Origin of the sequence: Lentzea albida (assembly GCF_900111005.1) — a bacterium.
Lineage (GTDB): Bacteria > Actinomycetota > Actinomycetes > Mycobacteriales > Pseudonocardiaceae > Lentzea > Lentzea albida.
The window spans coordinates 217,316-244,219 of sequence record NZ_FOFV01000013.1 but is presented as its reverse complement, the minus strand read 5'-3'; the positions used below and the strand labels follow the sequence as shown (position 1 = coordinate 244,219).

Here is a 26,904-nt window from a genome sequence, read left to right as displayed (position 1 = left end):
GGTCTTCTCATGGTGGGAGGACGGAGCGGGCCGCGCGGGCGGTTGCACCGACTTTCCCCGCGCCCTACTGCTTGGGCCCCGCAAACGCTTGCTCGCGCAGTGCGCCGTCCGCGCTCTCCCCGAACACCCGAGCGTCCGTGTGCTGGTCAGAGGTCGGTTGCGCCTTGTTGACCCCGGTGACCGCCCGCGTCCGCACCTGCGGCAACGAACCGGCGTGCCGCCGGTGCACCCAGTCGACGAGGTGCTCCCGCGTGAGGCAGCGCAGGTCCCACAACTTGCCGGCGTCGGCCGCGCTCACGAGCGCACGCACCCGCACGAACCCCTGCGTCGCCTGAGTCACCTGCAACACGGACACCCGCCCGTCCCACAGGTCGCTGCCCTCCAGCATGGACCGCATCTCCTGCCGCATCGCCTCGACCGGCACCGTCCAGTCGAGATCGAGCTCGACGGTCCCGAGCAACGCCGACTGCGTGCGCGTCCAGTTCTCGAACGGCGTCTTCAGGAAGTACGACGTCGGCAGCACCAGCCGCCGGTCGTCCCACAGGTGCAGCACCACGTACGTCAGCGTGATGTCCTCGACCCGCCCCCACTCTCCTTCGACGACGACCACGTCGTCGAGCCGCACCGCGTCGCTGAACGCGATCTGCAGCCCCGAGATCAGGTTGCCCAGCAACGACTGCGCCGAGAACGCCGCCACCGCGCCGATCACCGCGGCCGACGCCAGCACCGTCGACCCGACGGCGCGCGCACCGGGGAACGTCATCAGGATCGCGCCGACCGCCAGCACACCGATGACCACCAGGACCAGCCGCCGCACCAGCGTGACCTGCGTGTGCACCCGCCGCGCGTGCCGGTTGTCCGTGACGTCCGTGCGGATCCGCGACAGCGATATGTCCACAAGGGTGCTGATCAGCGCCGACAGCAGCCACGCCCCGGCCAGGATCAGCGCGATGCCCAGCACGTGCAGCACGACCGGCGCGTCCACCGGGTACACGCTGAGGCTTATCTGGGCGGCCAGGAGCGCTCCGAACACCTGGCCCGGCCGGTACATCCTCCCGCTGTGGGTGAAGCGGCGGACCAGCCGGTGGACCACCTCCACCACGAGCAGTGCGAAGGCCACGGAGCAGCCCATGACGACGAACAGCACGTTTCCTCCTCCCGTGTCGGGATCGGGTACCCGACGTCCGAACGGGTGAACACCATGAGCCAACTCACGGCAGCCGGCCCGAGCGGTTTGAGTCACACAGACCAGAACATGCTTGCGTTCAGGGTTTGAGTTTGTAAAACTCAAACCATGACCACAACGGAGGCGCTGGAACTGGTGGAGCGGGCCGGCTCGGCCGAAGCCCTGTTCGGGCCGCGCACCACCGACCCGGACAAGCGCAGGCAGGCGAAGCGCCTGTACCGCGCACTGGCCTCGGTCCTGCACCCCGACGTGGTCGGACCGGGCGACACCAGGGCGCACGCGGCGTCGGCGGTCCTGACCCGCCTGCACCACGAGTGGACGCACAGCACGACCGTCGAGCTGCGCACGAGGACCGGCGTCTACCGCATCGGCGAGCCGTTCGCGGTCGGCAGCATCGCCAACCTCTACGAGTCCGACGGCCCGCACGTGGTCAAGGTGGTGCGCAACCCGGCGCTCAACCCGTTGCTGCACGGCGAATGGCAGGCGTTGCGCAGGCTCGAACGCTTCACCGACCGCAACCAGTGGCTGCGACCGTTCTACCCGCGGCTGCTCGACACCTCCGGTGACGTGGCCAAGGGCAGCAGGGCCTTCACGGTCCTGGACCCGCTCAAAGACGGCTTCGTGACGTTGAAAGACGTGCAGGACGCGTACCCGCGAGGGCTCGATGGCCGCGACTACGCGTGGATGCACCGCAGGTTGCTCAAGGCGTTGGCCGGAGCGCACCAGATCGGGCTGGTGCACGGGGCCGTCACCGCCGAGAACGTCCTGGTGCACCCGGAACAGCACGGCATCGTGCTGGCCGGCTGGTCCTTCGCCGTGGAGGAGGGCCAACGGCTCCTCGCCACCAGCAAGGCCATCGCCTACCCGCCGGAGGTCGCGGCGCAGGAACCGGTCACGGCCGCGACGGACGTCCACATGGCACACGCGCTGATGCTGGAAACGCTGGCGCACGACGAAGATCGGCAGCAAGCCTTCGCAAAGGGCTGCATGCAGGACCGGCCGTCGCGCCGACCGGACGCGCGGGACCTGCTCGACGAGTACGACGAACTGCTCGAAGAACTCTACGGCCCACGGGTCTTCCGCCCGTTCGCCCTTCCGACACAAGGAGAATGACCATGGGACACGGCAAGTGGGACGACAACGCGTACGCCGCGGCCAAGACCTTCCGCGCGGCCAAGGGGATCGCCGACTTCGGCTACACCGCCTCGATCAGGTCGCAGCCCGCGTCGAGCTGGAAGGCCGCGCCCGCGCTGGACCCGTTCAAGGTCGCCCACCGCGAGTGCCGCGACTCGCCCGACCACGCCGACTCGACACCGATCGCCGTGCTGTTCGACGTCACCGGGTCGATGGGCGCGGTGCCGCGGATCATGCAGGGCAAGCTCGGCAAGTTGCACGGACTGTTGCAGCGCAAGGGATACCTCGCCGACCCGCAGCTGATGTTCGGCGGGATCGGGGACGCGGACAGCGACCGCGTGCCGTTGCAGGTCGGCCAGTTCGAGTCGGACAACCGCATGGACGAGCAGCTGCGCGACATCTTCCTCGAGGGCAACGGCGGCGGGCAGAAGAGCGAGTCGTACGAGCTGGCCGCGTACTTCGTCGCGCGGCACGTCGTCACCGACGCGTGGCAGAAGCGCGGCCGCAAGGGCTACCTGTTCATCATCGGTGACGAGCTGAACAAGCCGCGCCTGGAGGCGAAGCACATCCGGCGGATCATCGGCGACGACGTCCACCAGGACATCGACCCCGTGTCGGTCTACCGCGAGCTGGCGCGCAAGTGGAACGTCTACTTCATCCTCCCCAACCAGTCGTCGTACTTCAACGACGACGCCATCGGTGAGCACTGGCGGGCGATCCTCGGGCAGAACTTCCTCAAGCTCGACGACCCCGGCGCCGTGTGCGAGCTGATCGCCGCGACGATCGGCATGGAGGAGCAGGTGGTCGACCTCGACCAGGCCCTCGTGGACCTCGCCGAGATCGGCTCGGTCGCCGAGAGCAAGGCCGTCGGCAAGGCGCTGGTCGCCGTCGGCGGCGGCAAGCGCGCGGTCGTGGCGGCCCCGCTCGGCATCGACGGTCCCGACGACGTGGCGCTGAGCTGATGAACGACCACGTGATCGTCGTCGGGCTGGGGTTCGGCGACGAGGGCAAGGGCGCCACCGTCGACGCGTTGTGCGCGGACGGGTCGGTGTCGGCCGTCGTGCGCTTCAACGGGGGAGCGCAGGCCGCGCACAACGTGGTCGTCGACGGCCGGCACCACACCTTCAGCCAGTTCGGGTCGGGCACGCTCGCGGGCGTGCCGACCTGGCTGTCGCGGTTCGTGCTGGTCGAACCGATCGCGCTGGCGACCGAGTCGCGCGAGCTGGAGGCCATCGGCGTCGCGGACCCGCTGTCGTTGATGTCGATCGACGCCCGGGCGCTGCTCACGACGCCGTTCCACGTCGCCGCCAACCGGGCCAGGGAGAGGGCCAGGGGCGACGACCGGCACGGGTCGTGCGGGAAGGGGATCGGCGAGACCGTCTGGTACGGCCTGCTCGCCGGGGCCGTCGAGGGGGACGTGGTGGAGGGGCAGCGGGTGCTCGGCGAGCCGGGCCCCGCCCCGACGGTGGGCGACTGCCTGAACCCGATCACGTTGCGGCGCAGGCTCGACGCGCTCGCCCGGTTCTACGAGCCGTTGATCGGCGGAGGCCCGAGCATCGACGAACTGGTCGGGCTCTACCGCGCGTTCGCCGACGCCGTGCGGATCACCTCGGGCCACGAAGGGCTGCTCGACGCGGGCCGAGTCGTCTTCGAGGGCGCCCAGGGCGTTCTCCTGGACGAGACGCACGGCTTCCACCCGCACACCACGTGGTCGACGGTCGTGCCGCGCAACGCCCGTGAGCTGCTCCGGGGACGTCCGGCCAGGGTGATCGGCGTGACGAGGACCTACCAGACGCGGCACGGCGCGGGCCCGCTGCCGACGGAGGACCCGGCCGTGCTCGCGCGGTTCCCGGAGCGTCACAACGGCACGGGGGAGTTCCAGGGCGCCTGGCGAGCCGGGCACCTGGACGCGAACCTGCTCCGCTACTCCGTCGATTGCTGTGGGGGTATCGACGGCCTCGCGGTGACGCACCTGGACGCTCAAGGCCTGAAGGTCGCCACTGGCGATTCGCTGGAAGACCTGTCCGATCCCGTCGCCTACCTGGAGGACCTGCTCGGCGTGGACGTGCTCGTCACGGGCACGGGGCCGGCCAGGGCCGACTACGAGGTGCGGGAGAATCCACCACATGATCGAGTCGACGTTGGTCTCGGTGGACGTCATAGCGCTCCGGTTTGATCCGGACGCGCGCACGGTGCTCGTGGGGGTCGCACCGCGCGCGCAAGCGCCGTTCGCGGGGGAGCTGGCGCTGCCCGGCGTCCTGCTGGGCAGGGGCGAACGGCTGCGCGACGCGACCACCAGGGCCGTCACGGGCAAGCTGGGCCTCGCCGGGGAGTCCGTGACGGCGACGGGCCAGCTCGCCACGTTCGACGAGCCGTCGCGCGACCCGCGCGGCCCGACGCTGTCGATCGCGTTGTGGGCCACCGTGACGGGCCCGTCCGGGGACGTGGCCGTCTGGCACCGGCTCGACGACGTGCCCGCGCTGGCGTTCGACCACGACCGGATCGTCGCCGACTGCCGGCCGTTGCTCGCGGACAAGCTCTGGCGCGACGTGGCGTTCACGGCGGGCCTGCTCGGGCGCGAGTTCACGACGGCGCAGGCGCTCGACGTCACCGAGTCGCTGACCGGCGACCGGCCCTACCCGGCCAACCTGGGCCGCACGATGGACCGCGTGCCGGGCCTGGAACGCACCACCGAGCACGCGTCGGCGCTGCCCAAGGGCGGCCGTCCGCCGCTGGTGTGGAAGTGGTCTAGCGAGGCAGTTCGGGCTTGAACAACCAGCGGTCGAGCAGGTCCCGGTGCCCGGCCAGTGCGATGAAGTCCTCGGTCGTCACGACGCCGTGCCGGTTGCGCGCGCACCACTCCCGCAGCAGCGCGAAGAACGAGTCGTCGCCCATCTCGCGGCGCAGCGCGTGCACGGTCAACGCCCCGCGCTTGTAGACGCGGTCGTCGAACCACTGCGATCGCGTGGGCCGGCCGATCACGATGTCCTGCGGCAGGCGCCTCAGGAGGTCCCGTGCCGCCGCGGCACACGCGTCGGCCGACCGGCCGCCGGACGCCTCGGACCACAACCACTCCGAATAGCTGGCGAAACCCTCGTTCAGCCAGATGTGCTCCCACGAGGCGAGCCCGACCGAGTTGCCGAACCACTGGTGCGCCAGCTCGTGCGCCACCAGCCGTTCCGACCCGCGCCGTCCGTCCACGTGGTTCGCGCCGAACGTCGACAGCCCTTGTGCCTCAACGGGAACGTCGAGCGCGTCGTCGGTCACCACGACCGCGTACCTGGCGAACGGGTACGGCCCGAACAGCGACGAGAACAGCTCGACCATCGCGTTCTGCCGGCCGAAGTCGTGGGCCACCAGGCGCTTGAGCCGCGACGGCGCCCAGACGCCGGGCAGCGCCTCGACGTACTGTCCGATCTGGACGGTCGCGAGGTAGGTCGCCATCGGCGCGGCCATCGAGTACGTCCACCGGGTGGTGCTGCCGGAGACCTTGCCGTCGACCAGCACCCCGTTGCACACCACGGTGTACGGCGAGGGCGCGGTGACCTCCAGGTGGTACGAGGCCTTGGACGACGGTTCGTCCAGGCACGGGAACCACGACGGCGCCCCGATGGGCTGCGAGGCCACGATCGAACCGTCCGTCAGCTCGTCCCAGCCGAGGTCGCCCCACTCGGGCGTCGAGATCGGCTTCGGGATGCCCGAGTACCGGACCTCGACGGTGAAGGCGCCGCGCACGGCGGCGCGGACGTTCAGCACGCCGCCCGCGTGCCCGTAGCGGGCCGGTCTGCCGTTGACCAGCAGCTTCGAGATCCGCAGCGGTCCGAAGGACAGCGAGAACGACGTCAGGGGAGCAGGACAGGAAGCCTGCAGCACCGCGCGCCCCGAAAGGCGCGCGGAGTGCGGCTTGTAGTCAAGCTCTAGCGCGTAATGGTGTACGGAGAAGCTCATGTCCACGCGGAGATCGGGTTGCCCAGCCAACGGGTTCCCGACGGTACATCCTCTCCGCGCATGACCAGCGAGGCGGGTCCGATCGTCGTGTGGTCGCCGACGGACGCGCCGGGCAGCACGATGCCGTGCGGGCCCAAAGTGGACCCGGCGCCCAGCTCCACCCGGTCCATCCGCAGGATCCGGTCGTGGAACAGGTGCGTCTGCACGACACAGCCCCGGTTCACGGTCGCCCCGGCACCGAGCTCCACCAGGTCGGCCTCGGGCAGCCAGTACGACTCGCACCACACCCCTCGGCCGACGGACGCGCCCAGCGAGCGCAGCCACAGGTTCATGATCGGCGTGCCGCCGGAGAACCCGATCAGCCACGGCACCGCGAGCACCTCGACGAACGTGTCCGCCAGCTCGTTGCGCCACACGAACGCCGACCACAGCGGGTACTCGCGGGTCTTGAAGCGGCCCACGAGCGTCCACTTGGCGACCACGGCGACCAGGCACGCGGCCACGCCGGCACCCAGCAGCACGAGGCCGGAGGCCCAGAGGCCGAACTCCTTCAGCGCGAACAGCACGCCCACGACGAGAGCCACGTTCAGCATCACCGGCACGAACCGGCACAGCTCGACCAGCGCCCGCGCCCACATCAGGTGCTTCGGCGGGTCGAACGTGCGCGACTGGTCCGAGACCTCGGCGGCGCGCGGCAGCTTCATCGGCGGCATGCCGAGGTACGACGACCCGGCCTTGGCCCGCTTCGGCGCCGCCGACAGCACGCCCACGAGCCCGCCCTTCGGCACCGCGCGACCGGGCGCGGTCATGCCCGAGTTGCCCAGGAACGCCCGCTTGCCGACGCGCGCGGTGGCGATGCGCAGCCAGCCGCCGCCGAGCTCGTAGGACGCGACCATCGTGTCGTCGGCCAGGAACGCGCCGTCGCCCACCCTGGTCATCTTCGGCAGCGCGACCACCGTGGACGCCTCGACGCCGCGGCCGACCTTCATGCCCAGCAGACGCAGCCACACGGGCGTGAACAGCGACGCGTACAGCGGGAACAGAGCCGAGCGCGCGTTGTTCATCAACCGCTCGGTCGTCCACGCGGCCCAGGCCACGCGGCTGTGCACGGGGTAGTACCCCTCGCGCATGCCGATGCCCAGCAGGCGCACGGCGACCAGCACGATCAGCGCGTACGAGCCGAACCAGATCGCGGAGGCGACCGGGACGTCCCACAGCGCCGACGTCAGCGTCACGGGGCGGCGCAGCACGTACAGCAGGGCAGGAGCGGCCGCCAGCAGTGGCAGTGCGGCCAGCAGGCCGGACGAGAGGCCGTACATGAGGTTCCAGAGGCGCGAGCGCTCCGGGCGGCGCGACGGGAACGACCGCGCGGCCTTGCCCTCGCGGATCGCCGGGACGCCCGCCCAGCGCTGACCGGTCGGCACCGAGCCGCGCACGCCCGAACCGGGCGCCACCTCGGCCTTCTTGCCGATCCGCGCGCCGGGGAACAGCGTGCTGCGGGCACCGACGGTCGCGCCCGCGCCGATCCGGACGCGGCCGATGCGCAGCCTGTCGCCGTCGATCCACCAGCCGGACAGGTCGACCTCGGGCTCGACGGCGGCGCCGCGCCCGACCTTGAGCATGCCCGTGACGGGCGGCAACGAGTGCAGGTCGGCGCCTTCGCCGATCTTCGCGCCCAGCGCCCGCGCGTAGTGCGTGACCCAGGAACCGGAAAGCTCGGTGGCGCGGGACATCTGCGCCAGCACCTCGGCGGTCCACAGTCGCAAGTGGACGGAACCGCCGCGCGGGTACGTGCCCGGCTTCACGCCGCGCAGCAGCAATCGCGCGCCGCCCGCGGAGATCGCGAGACGCCCGGCGGGGCTGAGGAACAGGACGAACCCGGCCGCGACCCACCACCAGGACACCGACGTCCAGCCCAGCACGTTCGAGAGCGCGGTCAGTGCCACGACCCAGCGCGCGCCGGCGACCGTGAGCAGCGGGACCATCAGCAGCGTCTGGACGACACCGGTCCAGCGCGGCGTCGGCGCGACCTCGCGCACCTCGGCCGTCTCGCCGTACGACTCCAGCCTGCGCGCGAGCTTGTAGAGCGTGGGGTTCTGATAGATGTCCTGCACCGACGTGCTCGGGTAGCGCGCGCGGATCATCGACACGAGCTGCGCGGCGCCGAGCGAGCTGCCGCCGGACGCGAAGAAGTTCGCGTCCTCGGAGGCAGGGCCGGAGCCGAGCACCTCGGCCCACCGCTCCGCGAGCCAGCCCTCGAGCCCGCTGAACACCACACCGGCGGTGTCCATCGACTCGAGCGGCCACGGCAGGGCGGCGCGGTCGACCTTGCCGGACGTGCGCGTCGGCAGCGTCTCGACCACCGCGATCAACGGGACGAGGGCGGCCGGCAGTTCGGTGCGCAGCTGCTCGACGGCCGCGTCCTGGTCGAACTCGCCGTCCGCGACGACGTAGCCGACGAGGATCTGGTTGCCGCCGCGAGTCGTGCGCACGGCCGCGGCGGCTCCGGCGACACCGGACAGCGCGCCGAGCGCCGCGTCGACCTCGCCGAGCTCGATGCGGCGGCCGCCGAGCTTGATCTGCTCGTCCGCGCGCCCGAGGAAGACGAGGCCTTCCGGCTCGGCGCGGACCACGTCACCGCTGCGGTACGCGCGGTCCCAGCCCATCGAGGGCAGCGGCGCGTACTTCTGCGCGTCCTTCTCGGCGTCGAGGTAGCGCGCCAGGCCGACGCCGCCGATGACCAGTTCGCCGGACTCGCCCATGGGCACGACCTCGCCCTGGGCGTCCACCACGACGAGGTCCCAGCCGTCGAGCGGCAGTCCGATGCGCACGGGGCCCTGGCCGGTCATCTGCGCGGCGCAGGCGACGACGGTGGCCTCCGTCGGCCCGTAGGTGTTCCAGACCTCGCGGCCGGGGACGGCGAGCCGCTCGGCCAGTTCGGGAGGGCAGGCCTCGCCGCCGAAGATCAGCAGCCGCACGTCGTCCAGTGCCTCGACGGGCCACAGCGCGGCCAGCGTGGGCACCGTGGAGACGACGGTGATCTCCTGCTCGACCAGCCACGGCCCCAAATCCATGCCGGTGCGCACCAGCGACCGCGGCGCGGGCACCAGGCAGGCGCCGTAGCGCCACGCGAGCCACATCTCCTCGCAGGAGGCGTCGAACGCGACCGAGAGACCCGCGAGCACGCGGTCGTCGGGCCCGATCGGCTCATCCTGCAGGAACAGCCGCGCTTCGGCGTCGACGAACGCGGCGGCGCTGCGGTGCGTCACGGCGACGCCCTTGGGCTTGCCGGTCGAACCGGACGTGAAGATGATCCACGCGTCGTCGTCCAGCCCGGGTTCTCCGGTGACGCCGAGCGTGGAGCCGTGCCGCACAAGGGATCGGCCCTCGCCCAGCACGGCACCCACCTGTGCCTCACCGAAAACGAGCTCGGCGCGCTCGTCCGGATCTTCGAAGTCGACGGGCACGTAGGCCGCGCCGGCCGCGAGGGTCGCCAGGATCGAGACGTAGAGGTCGACCGTCCCGGACGGCACGCGGATGCCGACCCGGTCGCCGATCCCGACACCTTCGGCGGCGAGCTTGTCCTTGAGTTCCAGTACTTCCGTGATCAGTGCGCGGTACGTCAGCGCGGTGGTGCCGTCGTCGACGGCCAGCGCGTTCGGGTGCGTCTCGGCACTCGCGCGCAGGATGTCCAGGAGGGTGCGCGGTGAAGGCGCCTCGCCTGCGGTGAACATCGATGGGAGGACAACGGGTTCAGCCGCGATCGTCACTTGTGCGTCACTTCTCACCCTCTCGGCAACTGGTAGCCGACCAACTTTACAGTCACGTAACGGCTTACCTCTCTCCCGAGTATGCGCCTTCACAGGTGACCTCAGTCACCACAACACTTTCGAGTGACTTCTTCGCGTTGTGGCGCGCGAGGTTCCACTCCCGCCAGTCCTTCTCGGGCGTGCGGTTCTTCAACCGCCGCAACGCACACGAGCGTTCGTACTCCGGAAGCCTGACGAGCGCGGGCGCCGCGTCCTCGGACAACTGCGACAGGTAGTACGTGTCGATCTTCTGCGTGGCCTCGAACCGCGACACGTTGTAGTCGGCGACCACTCGTTCGGGGTTCATCGCCACCACAACGAGGAAGAACGCGGCACCCGTAGCGACGATCGCCTTCGGCAACCAGTTGGCGCGCAACGAGATCCCGCTCGCGATCACCATCACGTACACCACGGCCAGCCACACCTCGCACGACGCGACGAGCAGCCGCAGCACCGTCCACCCGTACGCCTGCTGGTAGAACCACATGCGGCTCAAGGCACTCGCGACGATGACGAGTGTGAGAACAGCCAGTGAACCGAGGAGAACCCGCAGCCACAACTGGTCCTTCTGCGACTTCTTCACCGCGAACCGCGCCACACCGGCGATCACGCCGAGCGTCAGGATCGTGACCCACAGCAGCTGCCAGAACCCGGACCGCGCGTACTCGGCGAACGTCACCCCGGCCGTCTTCATCACGTACGCCTCGCCACCGAACAACACCGCGAGCTGCGTCCCCACGAACCCGGTGAACAGCAACACAAGCACACCCACGGGCAACCCGTAGTCCTTGAGCCGCAACGACCCGGGCTTCTGCTCGGCGTCCTCGTCGATCTCCGGCGGCGCCGCCACCAGATAACAGGCGCCGAGCGCCCCGAACGCCGCCACCACCCCGAAGAACGCCTGCTGCACCCAGTCGTCCAGGTTCAGGTCGGGCACCAACGCCTCGAGGAAGTCGTTGAACCCCTTGTCCGCCCCGGCCAGCAACGACCCGAAGACCAACAACAGCACCAACGCCACACCAACGGAGACGAACGGCCTGATGCCGATCGGCCCGCGCTTCTTGACCCCCTTCGCGACCCACGGGATCGACCGGAACGCACCCAGCCCGACCCCGACGGCCCCGAACACGAGCCCTCGCACCGTCTTGCCGCCGGCCATCGCGATCGACCCGCAGAGCATGGACGCCAGGAGGCTGAGCGGGAACACCCACTCCGCGGCCCGGAGGAACGCCATCGCGAGGAACGCCAGGGCGGCCGCCAGCCACAACGCCCGCTCGACCGTGGGCTTGCCGCTGTAGAACAGCACCGCGCCGACGCCGACGAGCCCGGCCAGGAACCAGCCGATGCCGTTGTTGGGCACGGCGAGGAAGGCGCCGGCCAGGCCCGCGGCGAGGCCCGCGATCAGGGCCTTGCCGGGGGCGCCGGTGGTGGGTGGGCGCCACCAGGGCATGAACGGGACGCCTGGGGTGGCCATGGCGGGGGTGGGAGTGGGGTAGCGGGGCGGGCCCTGCCACGGGGACGGTGGGGGGAGGGTGGCGGTGACGACCGCGGCGGGTTGGACGGCCGGGGTGGGCTGCGCGGCGGGCTTCGCCTCTGCCACGGGCTTGTCGGCGGTCGGCTTGGCCTCTGCCGTGTCAGGCGTGTCAGCCGCGGGCTTGGACTCCGCCGCTGCCTCGGGCTGCGCGGGCTGGGGCTTGTCCCCGGCGGTGGCGGCCTCCTCCGCCGGCTCCCCGGCACCCGCCGACTCCTCAGCGCCCGCCGGCCCTCCGGCCACCGGCCGGTACCCCACCCTCCGGAAATCCCGGTACCGCGACCGCCCGACCCCCTTCCCCACCGCCTTCCGCGCAGGCTTCGAAGGCTTCCCAGGCGTCCCGGACGTCTCACCAGAGTCAGTCATGTCTCTCTCCCAAGCCCGAAAACGGGCGCGCTTCACCGCCACACCAGCACGAACGGGTGCGGACGAGAACGAACAAGAAAAGTCAGCGGGGCAAAGTCACCCGGATGCACGACCCGGGGTCCACCACGGCGATCGTGCCGCCGTGCAGGTCCACCACCCACCGGGCGATGGCGAGCCCGAGCCCGGTCCCGCCACCGCCCGCCCTCTCCCCTCGGGTGAACCTCTCGAAGATCCGGGACCGGTCGGCGACCGCGATCCCCGGCCCCTCGTCCCGGACCTCCAGCACCACGCACGCTCCGGACGCGTACCCGGACACGGACACCAACCCCCCGGTGGGTCCGTGCCGGGCCGCGTTGTCCACCAGGTTCACCAGCACCTGGTGCAGCCGCTCCCCGTCGGCGAGAACGGTCAGGTCGCCGGGAACGTCGATCGAGAACGAGGCGGCGGGCGCGGCCACCGCGGCCTCCGCCACCACATCCGCCACCAGCGACGACACCGACAGCGTCTCCCGGTTCAGCGACAGCACCCCGGCGTCGATCTTCGACAGGTCGAGCAGTTCGGTGACCAGCCGCCCCAGCCGCTCGGTCTGGGCGAGGGCCGTCCGCATGGTCGCGGCATCAGGGGCAGCGACCCCGTCCACCACGTTCTCCAGCACCGCCTGCAACGCGGAGATCGGAGTCCGCAGCTCGTGCGACACGTTCGCGATCAGCTCACGCCGCTGCTGGTCGGCCGCGGCCAGATCCGAAGCCATCACCGTGAACGCCTCCGCGAGCTGGCCGACCTCGTCGGACGACGTGGCCCGCACCGAACGCGAGTAGTCACCGGAGGCCATCGACCGCGCCGCGGAGGTCATCTCCCGCAACGGCGAGGTCATGCCGTGCGCGAGCAGCTGCGAGGTCAGCAGCCCCAACACCAGCGCGATCAAAGTGGTCCGCGGCGGCAGCCACCCCGTCACGTAGCGGAAGTACGCGAACGACACGCACCCGGACACCACGATCACGATGCCGAGCTTGAGCTTGATCGACCGCACCGAGTCCAGCGGACGCGGCAGCATGTCGATCAGCTCGAGCACCCGTCTCATCGCGGTACCTCCAGCGCGTACCCGACGCCGTGCACGGTCCGGATGAGGTCGGCGCCGAGCTTGCGGCGCAGCGCCTTCACGTGCGAGTCGACCGTCCGCGACGACGCTCCCTCGTGCCACCCGCACGCCTCCGCCAGCAGGCGCTCCCGTGCCTGCACGGCGGAGGGGCGTTCGGCCAGGAACACCAGCAGGTCGTACTCGGTCGGCGTCAGGTGTGCCTCGACGCCCGAACGCGACACCCGCCGCGACGACAGGTCGATGAGCAGGTCGCCCAGCTCCAGCGACCGCGACGACACCGCACGGGACACGCGGCGCAGCAGCACGTGCACACGTGCGGCCAGTTCGCGCATCGAGAACGGCTTCGTCAGGTAGTCGTCGGCCCCCACGGCGAGCCCGACCAGCAGGTCGGTCTCGTCCCCCCGCGCGGTCAGCATCAGCACGGGCACCGACCGCGACGCCTGGATCCGCCGGCACACCTCGAGCCCGTCGTACCCCGGCAGCATCACGTCGAGAACCACCAGGTCAGGACCGAAGGCGGCCGCCATGGCCACCCCGGACGGACCGTCGTGCGCCACGGCCACCTCGAACCCCTCCGCCCGCAGCCGCGCGGCCACGGACTCGGCGATCGTGATGTCGTCCTCCACGACGAGCACCCTGCGCTGACCTGTCATGGCGGCGACTTTATGGGTATGTCGTGGAGGACGCCGGGACAAGTTGTGAAGATCGTGTGCAGACCTGCGAGGTAGGTTCGCACCATGAACGTCCTCGAAGCGGTCCTGGAGAGGATCACCTACGCCAACGAGGACAACGGCTACACCGTCGCCAAGGTCGACACGGGCCGCGGTGACCTGGTCACGGTCGTCGGCGCGCTGCTCGGGGCGCAGCCGGGCGAGTCCATCCGCATGCGCGGCACGTGGGGCTCGCACCCGCAGTACGGCAAGCAGTTCCACGTCGACGACTACACGACGATCCTGCCCGCGACGATCCAGGGCATCCGCCGCTACCTCGGGTCCGGCCTGATCAAGGGCATCGGGCCGGTGCTCGCGGACAAGATCGTCACCCACTTCGGCGTCAGCGCCCTCGACGTCATCGAGAACGAACCCGAGCGCCTGATCGAGGTCCCCAAGCTCGGCCCGAAGCGCACCAAGCTCATCGCCGACGCGTGGGAGGAGCAGAAGGCCATCAAGGAGGTCATGGTCTTCCTCCAGGGCGTCGGCGTCTCCACGAGCCTCGCCGTCCGCGTCTACAAGCAGTACGCGGACAAGTCCATCGACGTCGTCCGGGACGAGCCGTACCGGCTGGCCGCGGACGTCTGGGGCATCGGCTTCAAGACCGCCGACGTCATCGCGAAGGCCGTCGGCATCCCGCACGACAGCCCGCAGCGCGTCAAGGCAGGCCTGCAGTTCACGCTCTCCGAGGCCACCACCGACGGCAACTGCTACCTGCCCGAACAGGCCCTCATCGCGGACGCCATCAAGATCCTCCAGGTCGACACCGGCCTGGTCATCGACTGCCTCGCCGAACTGGTCGAGGAGGAGGGCGTGGTCCGGGAGGAGCTCCCGGACGACGAGATCGCCATCTACCTGGTCCCGTTCCACCGCGCCGAGATCTCGATGGCGGCCCAGCTCAAACGCCTGCTGCACGCCGACACCGACCGCATGCCGAGCTTCGCCACCGTCGACTGGGACAAGGCCTTCGCCTGGCTCGGCACCGACCTCGAGGAACACCAGGCCGCGGCGGTCAAGCTGGCCCTCACGCAGAAGGTCGCCGTGCTCACCGGCGGCCCCGGCTGCGGCAAGAGCTTCACGGTCCGCTCGATCGTCCGGCTCGCCCAGGCGAAACGCGCCAAGATCGTCCTGGCCGCCCCGACCGGACGTGCCGCGAAGCGCCTCACCGAACTGACCGGCCACGAGGCCCGCACCGTCCACCGCCTGCTCGAACTTAAGCCCGGCGGCGACGCGGCGTACGACCGCGACCACCCGCTCGACGCCGACCTCGTGGTCGTGGACGAGGCCTCGATGCTGGACCTGTTGCTGGCCAACAAGCTCGTGAAGGCCGTCCCGCCCGGCGCGCACCTGCTGCTCGTCGGCGACGTCGACCAGCTGCCGTCCGTCGGCGCGGGGGAGGTGCTGCGGGACGTGCTGGCGCAGGGCAGCCCGGTCCCGAACGTCCGGCTCACGCACATCTTCCGCCAGGCCCAGGAGTCCGGCGTCGTCACGAACGCCCACCGCATCAACAGCGGCGACTACCCGATCGTCCAGGGCATGCCGGACTTCTTCCTCTTCAGCACCGACGAGGCGGAGGAGGCGGCGAACCTGACCGTCGACGTCGTCGCGAACCGCATCCCGCGCAAGTTCCGGCTCGACCCGCGCAAGGACATCCAGGTCCTCGCCCCGATGCACCGCGGCCCGGCGGGTGCAGGCGCGCTCAACACCGTGCTCCAGGAAGCCCTCACGCCGTCGCGCGACAACCTGCCCGAGAAGCGGTTCGGCGGCAGGGTGTTCAAGCTCGGCGACAAGGTCACGCAGATCCGCAACAACTACGACAAGGGCAAGAACGGCGTCTTCAACGGCACGCTGGGCGTCGTCATCGCCCTCGACGCCGTCGAGCAGAAGCTGACGATCCGCACCGACGAGGACGAAGAGGTCGACTACGAGTTCTCCGAGCTGGACGAGCTCAGCCACGCCTACGCCATGACCATCCACCGGTCACAGGGCAGCGAGTACCCGTGCGTGGTCATCCCGATCACGACCAGCGCGTGGATGATGCTGCAGCGCAACCTGCTCTACACCGCCGTCACGCGCGCGAAGAAGCTCGTCGTGCTCGTGGGCAGCAAGCGGGCGATCGGCCAGGCCGTGCGCACGGTCGGGGCGGGCCGCCGCCACACGGCGCTGGCCCACCGCCTGAGGACCGCGCAGGCGTTCTGACGTTTCGTCAGTCCATGCTGCGCACGATGGTCGGCTCCAGCCCCTCGTCGTCGTCCGTGAGAGAACCGCGCCAGGGGAAGGAGATCTCAGCGACACCGTCGTTGTAGAGATGGTCCATGGCTTGCGCTCCCACTTCTTCCGGGTCTGGTGTGTGCGAACCTCGCTGTCCGTCGAGTCGGTTTCGGCTTCACTGCGCAATAACCGCTGCGGTGCTGACCCAAATGGTATTGATTTTCGTCACATCGCGCCAAGTGGACCCGATCGGCGTCTCAAGGACCGGACGGTAATCATCCGGTCGGTCGAACGGAGTGGCGGCGATCGGCCGAACGGCCCATCATCGTCGATCATGCGGACCGCCGTCGCCCTGCTCGCCTGCCTGGCCCTCCTCCTCAGCCCCGCAGCGGCTCCGGCGGAAGGTCCACAAGCGACACACGTGCTGCGCGTCCCCGCGCCGATGGGCGATGCCGCGCAACGGTTGCTGAGCCTCGGGTACGACGTCCTGGAACAGCGCGACGGCGACGACCTGTTCGTGGTCGGCGACCCGCGGACCGCGGACGAGCTCCGCTCCGACGGGTTCGCGTCCACCGTGGAGAAGGTGATGCCCCCGTCGCAACGGCAGCAGCGTTCCCTCGCGGACACGACCTACTACGGCGGCTACCGCACGATCACCGCGCACCTGGCCCACCTCGACGAGGTGGCGAAGGCGCACCCCGGCCTCGCGACCGTCGTCGACTACGGCGACTCCTGGCGCAAGACGCAGGGCAGCGGCGGCTACGACCTCAAGGCCATATGCATCACCAGGAAGAACCCAGGTGACTGCGCACTCACGCCCACCGCGCCGAAGCCGCGCTTGTTCGTGATGGGCCAGCTGCACGCCAGGGAGATCACGACCGGCGACATGGCGTGGCGCTACGTCGACGACCTGGTCGGCTCGCCGGACCTCACCGCGATGCTGTCCGAACTGGAGGTCTGGGTCGTCCCGATCGCCAACCCGGACGGCGTCGAGATCGTCGAGTCCGGCGGTGACACCCCCGTCCTGCACCGCAAGAACGCCAACGGCACCTGCACCTCCGGTCCGCGCGGCGTCGACCTCAACCGCAACGCCGGCTCGCACTGGGGAGAGGTCGGCTCGTCCAGGAACAAGTGCGCCGAGACCTACCAGGGCCCGCGCGCCGACTCCGAGGCCGAGGTGCAGGCGCTGGAGTCGTTGTGGCGCAAGCTCTACCGCGACACCCGCGCGCCCGGCGACACGGCGGCGGCCTCCGCCGACACGACCGGCGCCGTGATCTCCATGCACAGCTACGGCGACTACGTGCTCTTCCCGTGGGGCTGGAGCACGCAGAAGACGGGCAACGACGCCGCGTTGCGCAAGATGGCGAACGACATGGCCGCGCGGTCCGGATTCACCGCAGGCCAGCCGGGCGAGGTGCTCTACAACTCGTCGGGTGCCACCGACGACTGGGTGTACGACGACCTGGGCGTGCCGAGCTTCGTCTGGGAGATCGGCGCGAGCTCCGGCCGGTGCGGTGGCTTCCTGCCGCCGTTCTCGTGCCAGGCGGACGTGCATTGGCCGAAAGTGCGTCCCATGCTCGTTTCGGCCATGAATGCAGCAAAGCGCCCGTACTGACGCGTTGTGGGGGCATGCGGAAACGCTTGCTCGTCACCGTCGCCGCCTTCGGCCTGCTCTTCACCGGGACCGCGGTCGCCGATGACACCGGAGTCGACCGCGGGACCGTCCAGGAAGGCCTCGACGAACTGGTCGCGGTCGGGGTCGCCCAGGGCACCCAGGCCCGGATCACCGACGGCCGGACCCGCTTCACCGCGCGGTCCGGCACCGCCGAGAGGAACGATCCGCGCCCCGTCCCGCTGAACGGCCGCTTCCGCGCGGGGAGCATCACCAAGTCCTTCACCTCGACCACCGTGCTGCACCTGGCCGGCGAGGGGAGGATCTCGCTGGACGCGCCCGTCGACCGCTACCTGCCCGGCCTGGTCGACCGCCGGATCACCGTCCGCCACCTGCTCCAGATGACCGGCGGGCTCTACAACTACACCGACGCGCTCGCGTTCGACCCGCAGGGCTTCGAGGAGGTCCGGTACCGGCAGTGGGAGCCGCGGGAACTCGTCGAGATCTCCACGAGCAGGCCGCTCGACTTCGAACCCGGCACGAAGTGGAACTACTCCAACACCAACTACGTCGTCCTCGGCCTGCTCATCGAGCAGGTGACGCGCCAGCCGTACGAGAGGGTCGTCGAACAGCGCATCCTGAAGCCGTTGCGCCTCAACGACACCACGTTCCCGGGCGGCGACACGGAGATCCGCGGCCCGCACGCCCACTCGTACGGCATCGTGAACGGACGCGCGATCGACACCACCCGTTGGAACCCGTCCGTCTTCTGGGCCGCCGGTGACGTCATCACGACCACCCGCGACCTCGACACCTTCTACACCGCCCTGCTCACCGGCAAGCTGCTCGAACCGGCCCAGCAGAGCGAACTCACGAAGACCACCGCCGTCAGCACGGACTACGGCCTGGGCGTCTTCGTGGAGAAGGCCCCGTGCGGCACCACGATCATCGGCCACCCCGGTGGCGTGCCGGGCTTCTCGACCTACGCCTACTCGACCCCGGACCTCCAGCGCCGCGTGGAGCTCTCCCTCTCCGCGGGCGTCGGCACCGGCGACCCGGCGAACGCCTACGGCAAGCTGATCAACGAGATCTTCTGCTGATCGGACCAGGGGTCATCCCCCCGGTGCCGGCCGTCTTCCCGGCAGGACCCCTAGGGACCGCGTGCGACTCCAGGTGGATGCGGAGCCGTGCCCCGCCTCGATTTGCTGTGGGGCATGGGGATTCGATTGGCAGCAACAGCAACAGCAACCGCGGCGAGCCTGCTGGTCCTGACCACCGGGGGCGTCGCGTCGGCCGACACGTCGAGCGCGGACCGCGCGGTCGTCCAGCAGGCCCTGGACGAGATCACGCGGAGCGGCGCCGCACTCGGCGTGCAGGCGAGAGTCGTGGACGGGCGGCAGCGCTTCACCGCCACGTCCGGCAAGGCCGACCTGAACGGCACCCGCCCGGTGCCGGACGACGGCAGGTTCCGCGTCGGCAGCATCACCAAGACGTTCGTGTCGACGGTGCTGCTGCAACTGGCGGGGGAGGGGAAGCTCGACCTGGACGCGCCGGTCGTCCGCTACCTGCCCGGCCTGGTCGACCAGCGGATCACCGTCCGCCAGGTCCTGCAGCACACGAGCGGGCTCTTCAACTACACCAACGCGTTGCCGCTCAGCCCGGAGGAGTTCGAGAAGATCCGCTACAAGCACTGGTCGCCGCAGGAGCTCCTCGCGCTCGCCACGGCCCAGCCGCTCGACTTCGAGCCCGGCACGCAGTGGAACTACTCCAACACCAACTACGTCGTCGCCGGCCTGCTGGTCGAGAAGCTCACCGGCAAGCCCTACGAGAAGGCCGTCGAGCAGCGGATCCTGAAGCCGTTGCGGCTCAGGGACACCGAGGTGCCCGGCGACGACCCGAACATCCACGGCCCGCACGCCCGCGCCTACTGGACCGTGGCGGGCAAGCCGTCCGACATCACCCGCATCAACCCGTCGGTCGCCTGGGCCGCCGGCGAGATGATCTCCACGACCCGTGACCTCGACACGTTCATCACCGCGTTGTCGAAGGGTGAGCTGCTCAAGCCCGCTCAACAGGCCGAGATGAGCAGGACCACGGCCGTGAGCCCGCAGTACGGACTCGGCCTGCAGGTCGAGACCCTGCCGTGCGGCACGAAGGTGTGGGGCCACGGCGGCGGCATCCCCGGCTACTCGTCGCAGCTGCTGTCGACGCCGGACAGCAAGAAGCGCTTCGAGCTCAACGCCACCAGCGGACCCACCGAGGGCAACCCGGGAGACGCGTTCAACAAGCTGCTCACCGAGGTCTTCTGCTGATTTCCGGGCAAAACAAAAGGGGAGCTGGGTTGACCCAGCTCCCCTCCCGGCGTTTAGAAGATCACCCGAGGGCGTTCTTCATCGCGGTGATCAACTCTCCGTTCGCGGTGTCACCCGTGAGCTCCCAGAAGAACGCTCCACCGAGACCCTGGCTGCGGGCCCACTGGATCTTGCTGGTGATCGTCTGCGGGGTGTCGTAGCTCCACCACTGGCCGTTGCAGAACGCGTAGGCAGTGCCGGCGATGGTGCCGGTGGCGGGGCACTTCGTCTTGAGGACCTTGTAGTCCTCGATGCCCGGCTCGAACGTGCCCGGAGCCGGACCGGTCGCCGTGCCACCGGGGGCCGCCTGCGTCACGCCCGTCCAGCCGCGGCCGTAGAAGCCGATGCCGAGCAGGAGCTTGCTGGCGGGAACGCCCTTCGAGCGCAGCTTCGAGATCGCGGCCTCGGAGTTGAAGCCGGCGGTCGGGATGCCGTTGTACGACGTCAGCGGGGAGTGCGGAGCCGTCGGGCCCTGAGCCGCCCACGCACCGAAGTAGTCGTAGGTCATGACGTTGTACCAGTTGAGGTACTGCGACGCGGGGCCGTAGTCGGCAGCGTCGATCTTGCCGCCGGCGGAGCCGTCAGCCGTGATCGCCGCGGTGACGAGGAAGTTCTGGCCGAACTTGTTGCGCAGCGCCTGAGCCATGTTCGCGAACGCGGCCGGGCCGCTCGTGTCGCAGGACAGGCCACACGCGTTCGGGTACTCCCAGTCGATGTCGATGCCGTCGAACAGACCGGCCCAGCGCGGGTCCTTCAGCAGGTTGTAGCAGGAGTCGACGAACGCGGGCAGGTTGCGCGACGCCTCACCGAAGCCACCGGACCAGGTCCAGCCACCGAAGGAGTACAGGACCTTGAGGTGCGGGTACTTCTTCTTCAGCTTGAGCAGCTGGTTGAAGTTGCCGCGCACCGGCGCGTCCCACGTGTCAGCGACGCCGTCGACGCTCTCCGCCGCCGTCATCGACTTCTCGATGGCGGGGAAGGTCTCGCCGATGGTGCACTTGCCGCCGACCACGTTGCCGAACGAGTAGTTGATGTGCGTGAGCTTCGACGCCGAACCCGAGGTGTCGATGTTCTTCACCTGGTAGTTGCGCGCCGGGTAGACACCCCACTCCGCGAAGTAGCCCAGGTTGATCTTCCCCGGAGGCGGGGGCGGGCCGGTCGTCGTCGTGGTCGTCGTAGTGGTGGTGGTCGACGTCGTGGTCGACGTCGTCGTGGTGGTCGTCGGGTTCGTCCCGCCGGCCTCACACGAACCACCGTTGAGCTTGCAGTTGGTCGGCGCACCGAACGTGCCGGAGTAGGCGCCGTTGAAGCCGAAGCTCACCGACCCGCCCACGCCGATGTTGCCGTTCCAGGTGTTCTTGACCGTGACGGTCTGGCCGCTCGTCGTGTACGAGCCGTCCCACAGCGACGTGACGCGGTGGTTGGCCGGCAGCGTGAACTCGACGGTCCACGACGTCAGGGCCGCCGTGCTGTTGTTCGTGATCGTGTACTTGCCCTCGAAGCCCGTTCCCCAGTCCGAACCCTTGGAGAACGTGGCGGAAACGCCACCGGCACCGCTCGCGGCGGGCACGACGACGATTCCGAGGACCATCGCGGCGACTGCCGCGAAGAGAGCAGCTAGATGCCATCGGAACTTGGACATCGGTCTCCTCAGTCGCAGGGGGTACCGGAACGATGTGGTTTAGACCACTCGAAGGTCAAGGTCTAGACCTCTGCCGTCACTCGAATGGAGCAGTTCGAAAACGGTTTAGTAGGGCTGGGATGTCCGGTTCCGGTCTACTTGGTTAACCATTGGAGGGTTTCCGAGACGACAGCCCTTCGGGTCGAGTTCTGGTGCGGTGACTGCGCAAAGAGGACGGTCGGCCCCAACTTCGTTCCATGCCAAAGCGTTTCTCCACGGCGCGCGGCCGCGAGTTCGGCGACGCGGTACGGGCCGCGCTCTCCGCCACGGGCATGACCGCGCGCGAGATCTGCGAGAAGATCGGTTGAGATCCAGGCAAGCTCTCCGACCTGCTGCACGGCAAGGGCGGCTGCACGGAGGTGGATCTGGCGGTGTTGCTCAGCTTCTGCCGCATCGATCCAGAAGAGCGTGACCACCTGTTGCGCCTCTTCCGCGAGCCCGACGTGAAGGTCTGGTGGCAGCACTTCGCCGACCAGCAGGCGTTCCGGATCCGCACCTTCCTCGAACACCTCTGGAAGGCCAGGGAGTTCGTGGTCTGGCAGCCGCTCGTGATCCCCGGCCTGCTGCAGATCCCCGACTGCCTTCGAGCGATCGCGGCGGAGACCGTCGGCCTCCCCGCCGACGAGATCGAAGACCGGGTCAGGTCCCGCCTCGCGATGCAGGAGGTCTTCCGGCAACGGCTCGACTGCACGTTCTACCTCCACGAGCAGGTGCTGTGGACGCAGGCAGGCGGTGAAGAGGTCGTGCGCGCGCAGCTGCACCACCTGCTGCAGATGTCCGTGCGGCCGTACATCCACCTTCGAATCATGCCGTTCTCCGCCGGTGCGCATGCCGGTATGGCGGGCAGCTTCGACCTGCTGCGGTTCGACCGGATCGAGCCCGTGATCTTCCTCGAAGCCGAGAACTCCTGCCTGGTCGTCGAGCGCAAGGACTCCGTCAGGGACTACGAGGACATCATCAAGGCACTCGATCGGAAGGCCTTGGACGAGGAGGAATCCCGGCAGCTGATCACCCGGCTCGCGGCACGAGGAATCGGTCCGGAGGCGGAGCCGAGGCACTCCCGCCACGCTGGCGCAGGGGTCCCCCGCTAGGGGTCCCCTGATTCAATTATCCCAGCCAGGTCTGACACTTCTCGGTCCTCGCGCACCGCTCCTGCCCGCCTCCCCGCAGCGGCCGGCAAGTTCGCACCATCGGGTCAAACCCCCTGGTCCGCCGCGCACCCCCGCCCCCACCGCCCCAACCATGATCAGGTGACGCTCCTCGCCACCGTCTTCAACCTCGACGGCACCCTCGTGGACAGCACCGCGACCTGGAACCAGGTCATCAGCGCCGTCGCCGCCCGCCACGACCGCTCCTGGACCCGCGCCGACTGGGCCGCGATCCAGGGCAGGACGACCTGGGGCGCCTACCTCGCCGACCGGTGCGACGGCCTGACGCCGGAGCGGGCGGTCTCCGAGTGCGTCGACGGCATGGTCGACGCGATCGCGCGCGGCTCGTTCGGGCTGCAGCCGGGGGCCGCGGAACTGGTCGCCCTCGCGGCGGAGCTGGGGCCTGTCGGCCTGGTGTCGGCGGCGCCGCGCCGGTACGTGCGGGCGGCCGCGTCGGCGTCCGGGATCCTGCGGCACGTGCAGGTGATCGTGAGCGGCGAGGACGTCCAGAACGGCAAGCCCGCGCCCGATCCCTACCTCGTGGCGGCGCGCAAGCTGGGGCTGGAGCCTGGGCAGTGCCTCGCGGTCGAGGACTCGGAGCCGGGCGTCCGGTCGGCGCACGCGGCCGGGATGACCGTGCTCGCGATCACGAGCGCGCACACCGAGGCGGCACAGCACGTTCCGGACGCCAAGCTGGCCGCCAAGGCGATGTGCCGGCTGTGGGTCGACGTCTACGCGCTCAACCGATAGCCCGCTCCGCACCCCACGCGGCGACGTCCTCGCGGCTCTGCAGGCCCAGCTTCTCGCGCAGCCGCAGCAGTCGCGAGGCCACGGTGCGCACGGAGACGTTCAGGCGGTTCGCGATCTGCTGGTTGGTCAGGCCCGTCGCGAGCAGCGCGATCACGCGGCGCTCGTGGTCGTCCAGCGCGTCGAACGCGGCCTCCGTGCGGTCCAGCCACACCTCGTCCTGGATGAACGCCTCGGTCTCCGCGGCGGTCAACGGCGTGCTGACGGCTTCTGCGCGCGCAACGGGGAGCATCAGCCGTGCGGCGCGCATAGCCCCTGCGACCTTCTCCGACCAGAACGGGTTCGGCACCACACCGACAGAGCGGCGCATCGCCCGTCCGGTCGCTTCCAGCCGTAGCGCGCGCTCGGCCTGACCGCGCATCAACGCGACCACGGCCAAACCCTCCAACGCGTCGGGTGCGGTCAACGGGTTGATGCCGTCCATGCGCAACGCCTCCTGGAACGCGTGCGCCGACTCGTCCAGGTCGCCCTGCACCAACGCGACGGCGCCGCGTGTGTTCAGAGCGGAGGCGATGCGCGCGGGGACGCCCGACGCGCGCGAGATGGGCAACGCGGACATGACGTTCGCCTCGGCGCGTTCGTGCTTGCCGAGAAACAAGGCCGTACGCGCTGAATCGACCAACACCTGCGCCCGCGCGAGGGGCTCGCCCAACAACTCGGCGACCCTCAGGCACTCCGTGTTGTTCTTGTCCGAGGCCTCCCACTCGCCCGAATACCGCTGCACGGCCGCCAACGTGCTGCGGCAGCTCATCGCCAGTGCCGTCGAGTTCGCGGGCACGAGCCGTGACGCCTCACCGGACAGCTCCACGGCCTCGGCGTGGTCGCCCTGCTCGGCCGCGAACCGGGCCGCGTGGTTCAGGGCCACGCACCGGTAGTCGTCGCGCGTGGACGGCCGCCGCAGCGCGTCCCGCAGCAGCACACGCGCCTGGCCGAGCCGTCCGCGCCGGGCGGTGCAGTCGGCCAGCGCCGCCGTGAGCAGCAGCAGGCGTTCGTCGGCGCGGTCGGCCGCCCACTCGACCGTGCCGAGCAGGCTGTCGACGTGGTCGTCGAGCTTGCGCTGCACGTCCGCGGGCATCGACAGCGGCGTGGTGAGCAGCGCGTCCGACAGGTCGGTGAACCAGCGGGCCAGCGCCTCGTAGGCGGTGTCGAGCTCGCCCGCCGCCAGCAGCTTCTCCCTGGCGTGCAACCGGATCGTCTCCAGCTGCCGGAACCGGGTCGTGCCGGGGACAGCAGTCAGCAACGACTTGGCCTGCAGCCGGGACAGCACGTCCAGCACGGGTTCCACCGAGCGTTCCGACGTGCAGACCTCGTTGGCCGCCGCCAGGTCGAAGCCGCCGTCGAACACCGACAGCCGCCGCAGCGCGAACTGCTCGTCCGGCTCCAGCAGCCGGTAGCTCCAGTCGATGGCCTCGCGCAACGAGCTCTGGCGCGACGGCGACTTGCGGCAGCCCAGCGTCAGCAGCTCCAGCGGCTCGTCCATGCGGTCGCAGATGTCCGTGACCGGCAACAACCGCACCCACCGCGCCGCGAGTTCGATCGCGAGCGGCATTCCCTCCAACCGCGCGCACAGCAACGCGACCGCGGCGGTGTTGGACGGCGTCAGCCGGAAGTCGGGCTTGCGCTCGCGAGCCCTGTCCACGAACAGCTTCACGGCCTCGGACCGGGGCGCCGCCGTCGTGACCAGGTCCCGGTCCGTCGAGGGAACGGGCAGGCCCTCGACGTGGAAGCTGACCTCGCCGGTGATCCACAGCGCCTCGCGGGAGGTGGCGAGGACGCGCACGCCGGGGCAGCGGTTCAGCAGCGTGTCGGTGAGTTCGGCGCACGTGTCGAGGAGGTGCTCGCAGTTGTCGAGGACCACGAGCGCCTTCATGTTCACGAGCGTCTCGACCACGGTGTCGCGCAACGGTTCGTCGGACCGCGCGACCACTCCGAGCGCGTCGGCGAGGGCCGGCACGACGTCTCGAGAGGCGGTGATCTCGCCCAGCTCGACCAGCAGGACCCGGTCCGTCCGCCCGCGCCTGAGCCGGCCCGCCGCCTCCAGCGCGAGCCTCGTCTTGCCCGCACCCGCACTGCCGACGACCGTAACGAGACGATGCCGGCGCAGCAGCTGGTCGATCTTCGACAGCTCCTGCTGGCGCCCGACGAACGTGTCGCGCGCGGCGGGCAGGTTCGACAGCACGCGCAGGTTCTGCCTGGTCGCGGGTGCTGCCGCGGACACGGTGACGCGGCGGCGATACGCCCGTTGGCGGCACGCGTTGGAACAGTAGGACCTGCGTTGCTCGGAGGTGGCGGGAGGCATCGTGCCGTCGCACAGCGCGCAACGCCCGTTGCTGGTCATGAGTCCCTTTCCTCCAGCCGTAACGGCAGGGTGTTCCTGTCTCGGTCCGGCGTTGCTGCAGGTGGTGCGTGGTGAAGCGTCCCGTGCGAGCCGTTACGGCTTGGTACGACCGAGACGGTTCGCAACCTCTTCGTTATGCCTGCCTTCCCGCCGTGCTCGTTCGGGAACAAACTGGAAGCTGGTCCGGTCTGACAGGGAGTCCGCATGACGTTGACGACGAGCACTTCGTGGGCGAGCGCAGGTCTGCAACTGGTGGACAAACCGCGCACGATCACCGTCGGCATCGCCGACGACCAGGTGCTGATCCGCACCGGCGTCCGCGGTGTGCTGGAACGGTCCGGCGGCGTCGTGGTCGTCGGTGAAGCCGGTGACGGCGGTGGCGCGCTCGAAATGGCGCGGCGGCAACGCCCGCAGGTGCTGCTGATGGACGCGTCCATGCCCGGCATGGAGGGCCTCGCGGCCGTGCGGATGGTGCGCAGGCACGTGCCCGGCACGCAGGTGATCATGCTGTGCACGCCCGAGACGGAGGAGTTGCTCTTCCCCGCGCTGCGGGCCGGCGCGGCCGGATTCCTCTTCAAGAACGGCGAACCCGCCGCGCTGGTGAACGCCGTGCGCGCCGTCGCCGCCGGAGAGGCGATGCTCTCGCCGTCCGCCACGCGCGCGTTGATCGACCACTTCACCGGTGCCGACTCGGAACGCCGTGACGCCGCACGCAGCCGCATCAGCCTGCTGACCCGACGCGAGCAGGAAGTGCTCGTGTACCTGGCGCAGGGCATGGCGAACGCACGCATCGCACGGCTCATGTACCTCTCGGAAGGGGCCATCAAGGCCCACGTCAGCCGACTGCTGACGAAACTCCGGTGCGACAACCGCGTACAGGCCGCTCTCATCGCACGCGACGCCGCCCTTCCCTGCTGAACCCGACAACTGCTGCAACGGCGCTGCGGCCAGCCTAGCCACGGATTTTCACGCG

At 69.9% G+C, this 26,904-nt stretch carries 19 protein-coding genes; 11 read left to right on the top strand and 8 right to left on the bottom strand.

The window, feature by feature from the left end; translation table 11 throughout:
• Nucleotides 1–64: 64 nt before the first annotated feature.
• Nucleotides 65–1,147 carry a mechanosensitive ion channel family protein gene (locus tag BMY74_RS29435; protein WP_245786426.1) on the bottom strand — a complete coding sequence of 361 codons (1,083 nt, stop codon included), beginning with the start codon at nt 1,145–1,147 and terminating at the stop codon, nt 65–67.
• Between the two features lie 147 nt (nt 1,148–1,294).
• Here BMY74_RS29435 and BMY74_RS29430 point away from each other — a divergent pair, with 147 nt between their 5' ends.
• From BMY74_RS29430 to BMY74_RS29415, 4 genes are read left to right on the top strand one after another with little or no spacing between them, the layout of a single operon-like run.
• Nucleotides 1,295–2,299, top strand: a complete 1,005-nt coding sequence (locus tag BMY74_RS29430) for a protein kinase family protein (protein ID WP_089921734.1) — start codon at nt 1,295–1,297, stop codon at nt 2,297–2,299.
• Between the two features lie 2 nt (nt 2,300–2,301).
• Entirely contained in the window at nt 2,302–3,282 is a 981-nt protein-coding gene (locus BMY74_RS29425) for a hypothetical protein (RefSeq protein ID WP_089921733.1), read from the top strand.
• Complete coding sequence (locus BMY74_RS29420) at nt 3,282–4,496, top strand: adenylosuccinate synthetase (RefSeq protein WP_089921732.1); 1,215 nt, start codon at nt 3,282–3,284, stop codon at nt 4,494–4,496. The genes BMY74_RS29425 and BMY74_RS29420 overlap by 1 nt, the downstream gene beginning before the upstream one ends.
• The gene (locus tag BMY74_RS29415; RefSeq protein WP_089921731.1) at nt 4,447–5,091 is read left to right on the top strand and encodes an NUDIX hydrolase; all 645 of its coding nucleotides are present in this window, start codon (nt 4,447–4,449) and stop codon (nt 5,089–5,091) included. The genes BMY74_RS29420 and BMY74_RS29415 overlap by 50 nt, the downstream gene beginning before the upstream one ends.
• On the opposite strand, the gene BMY74_RS29410 is transcribed toward BMY74_RS29415, so the two are convergent.
• The 5 genes from BMY74_RS29410 to BMY74_RS29390 all read right to left on the bottom strand — a co-directional run bounded on the left by BMY74_RS29410 (nt 5,069) and on the right by BMY74_RS29390 (nt 13,726).
• Nucleotides 5,069–6,193 (bottom strand): M1 family metallopeptidase, encoded by a 1,125-nt coding sequence (locus tag BMY74_RS29410; protein WP_245786425.1) that lies wholly within the window; start codon nt 6,191–6,193, stop codon nt 5,069–5,071. The genes BMY74_RS29415 and BMY74_RS29410 overlap by 23 nt on opposite strands.
• 71 nt (nt 6,194–6,264) lie before the next feature.
• Nucleotides 6,265–10,002 (bottom strand): Pls/PosA family non-ribosomal peptide synthetase, encoded by a 3,738-nt coding sequence (locus tag BMY74_RS29405; protein WP_089921730.1) that lies wholly within the window; start codon nt 10,000–10,002, stop codon nt 6,265–6,267.
• A 100-nt stretch (nt 10,003–10,102) separates the two neighbouring features.
• Complete coding sequence (locus BMY74_RS29400; protein WP_089921729.1) at nt 10,103–11,851, bottom strand: DUF4153 domain-containing protein; 1,749 nt, start codon at nt 11,849–11,851, stop codon at nt 10,103–10,105.
• Nucleotides 11,852–12,056: 205 nt separating this feature from the next.
• Nucleotides 12,057–13,055: a HAMP domain-containing sensor histidine kinase gene (locus tag BMY74_RS29395; protein ID WP_089921728.1), complete on the bottom strand. Its 999-nt coding sequence runs from the start codon at nt 13,053–13,055 to the stop codon at nt 12,057–12,059.
• Entirely contained in the window at nt 13,052–13,726 is a 675-nt protein-coding gene (locus tag BMY74_RS29390) for a response regulator transcription factor (RefSeq protein ID WP_089921727.1), read from the bottom strand. Before BMY74_RS29390 ends, BMY74_RS29395 begins: the two co-directional genes overlap by 4 nt.
• 84 nt (nt 13,727–13,810) lie before the next feature.
• Here BMY74_RS29390 and recD2 point away from each other — a divergent pair, with 84 nt between their 5' ends.
• From recD2 to BMY74_RS29370, 4 genes are all read left to right on the top strand, one after another.
• Nucleotides 13,811–15,982, top strand: a complete 2,172-nt coding sequence (gene recD2 / locus BMY74_RS29385; protein WP_089921726.1) for an SF1B family DNA helicase RecD2 — start codon at nt 13,811–13,813, stop codon at nt 15,980–15,982.
• A gap of 346 nt (nt 15,983–16,328) precedes the next feature.
• Nucleotides 16,329–17,609: a M14 family zinc carboxypeptidase gene (locus BMY74_RS29380; RefSeq protein WP_089921725.1), complete on the top strand. Its 1,281-nt coding sequence runs from the start codon at nt 16,329–16,331 to the stop codon at nt 17,607–17,609.
• A 14-nt stretch (nt 17,610–17,623) separates the two neighbouring features.
• Nucleotides 17,624–18,706: a serine hydrolase domain-containing protein gene (locus tag BMY74_RS29375; RefSeq protein ID WP_089921724.1), complete on the top strand. Its 1,083-nt coding sequence runs from the start codon at nt 17,624–17,626 to the stop codon at nt 18,704–18,706.
• Between the two features lie 87 nt (nt 18,707–18,793).
• On the top strand, nt 18,794–19,918 hold the full coding sequence (locus BMY74_RS29370; protein ID WP_342718242.1) for a serine hydrolase domain-containing protein: 1,125 nt from the start codon (nt 18,794–18,796) through the stop codon (nt 19,916–19,918).
• 61 nt (nt 19,919–19,979) lie between these two features.
• Here BMY74_RS29370 and BMY74_RS29365 read toward each other — a convergent pair whose 3' ends face one another.
• Nucleotides 19,980–21,599, bottom strand: coding sequence for a glycosyl hydrolase family 18 protein (locus tag BMY74_RS29365; protein ID WP_089921722.1), 1,620 nt, complete (start codon nt 21,597–21,599; stop codon nt 19,980–19,982).
• Between the two features lie 410 nt (nt 21,600–22,009).
• Here BMY74_RS29365 and BMY74_RS29360 point away from each other — a divergent pair, with 410 nt between their 5' ends.
• Nucleotides 22,010–22,729 (top strand): DUF5753 domain-containing protein, encoded by a 720-nt coding sequence (locus BMY74_RS29360; RefSeq protein WP_089921721.1) that lies wholly within the window; start codon nt 22,010–22,012, stop codon nt 22,727–22,729.
• Between the two features lie 159 nt (nt 22,730–22,888).
• Nucleotides 22,889–23,536 (top strand): HAD family hydrolase, encoded by a 648-nt coding sequence (locus tag BMY74_RS29355; protein WP_177229976.1) that lies wholly within the window; start codon nt 22,889–22,891, stop codon nt 23,534–23,536.
• On the opposite strand, the gene BMY74_RS29350 is transcribed toward BMY74_RS29355, so the two are convergent.
• A complete protein-coding gene (locus BMY74_RS29350; protein WP_089921719.1) occupies nt 23,526–25,931 on the bottom strand; it encodes an ATP-binding protein in 2,406 nt (801 codons plus the stop codon). The two genes, BMY74_RS29355 and BMY74_RS29350, sit on opposite strands and share 11 nt — an antisense overlap.
• A gap of 204 nt (nt 25,932–26,135) precedes the next feature.
• On the opposite strand from BMY74_RS29350, the gene BMY74_RS29345 reads away from it, so the two are divergent.
• Nucleotides 26,136–26,849 carry a response regulator gene (locus BMY74_RS29345; RefSeq protein ID WP_089921718.1) on the top strand — a complete coding sequence of 238 codons (714 nt, stop codon included), beginning with the start codon at nt 26,136–26,138 and terminating at the stop codon, nt 26,847–26,849.
• Nucleotides 26,850–26,904: the final 55 nt, after the last annotated feature.

Coding starts and splice junctions, on each gene's coding strand:
- BMY74_RS29405 (WP_089921730.1), bottom strand. CDS start 10,002: ATGTTCACCGCAGGCGAGGCGCCTTCACCGCGCACCCTCCTGGACATC.
- BMY74_RS29425 (WP_089921733.1), top strand. CDS start 2,302: ATGGGACACGGCAAGTGGGACGACAACGCGTACGCCGCGGCCAAGACC.
- BMY74_RS29390 (WP_089921727.1), bottom strand. CDS start 13,726: ATGACAGGTCAGCGCAGGGTGCTCGTCGTGGAGGACGACATCACGATC.
- recD2 (WP_089921726.1), top strand. CDS start 13,811: ATGAACGTCCTCGAAGCGGTCCTGGAGAGGATCACCTACGCCAACGAG.
- BMY74_RS29350 (WP_089921719.1), bottom strand. CDS start 25,931: ATGACCAGCAACGGGCGTTGCGCGCTGTGCGACGGCACGATGCCTCCC.
- BMY74_RS29420 (WP_089921732.1), top strand. CDS start 3,282: ATGAACGACCACGTGATCGTCGTCGGGCTGGGGTTCGGCGACGAGGGC.
- BMY74_RS29395 (WP_089921728.1), bottom strand. CDS start 13,055: ATGAGACGGGTGCTCGAGCTGATCGACATGCTGCCGCGTCCGCTGGAC.
- BMY74_RS29415 (WP_089921731.1), top strand. CDS start 4,447: ATGATCGAGTCGACGTTGGTCTCGGTGGACGTCATAGCGCTCCGGTTT.
- BMY74_RS29430 (WP_089921734.1), top strand. CDS start 1,295: ATGACCACAACGGAGGCGCTGGAACTGGTGGAGCGGGCCGGCTCGGCC.
- BMY74_RS29375 (WP_089921724.1), top strand. CDS start 17,624: ATGCGGAAACGCTTGCTCGTCACCGTCGCCGCCTTCGGCCTGCTCTTC.
- BMY74_RS29365 (WP_089921722.1), bottom strand. CDS start 21,599: ATGTCCAAGTTCCGATGGCATCTAGCTGCTCTCTTCGCGGCAGTCGCC.
- BMY74_RS29380 (WP_089921725.1), top strand. CDS start 16,329: ATGCGGACCGCCGTCGCCCTGCTCGCCTGCCTGGCCCTCCTCCTCAGC.
- BMY74_RS29345 (WP_089921718.1), top strand. CDS start 26,136: ATGACGTTGACGACGAGCACTTCGTGGGCGAGCGCAGGTCTGCAACTG.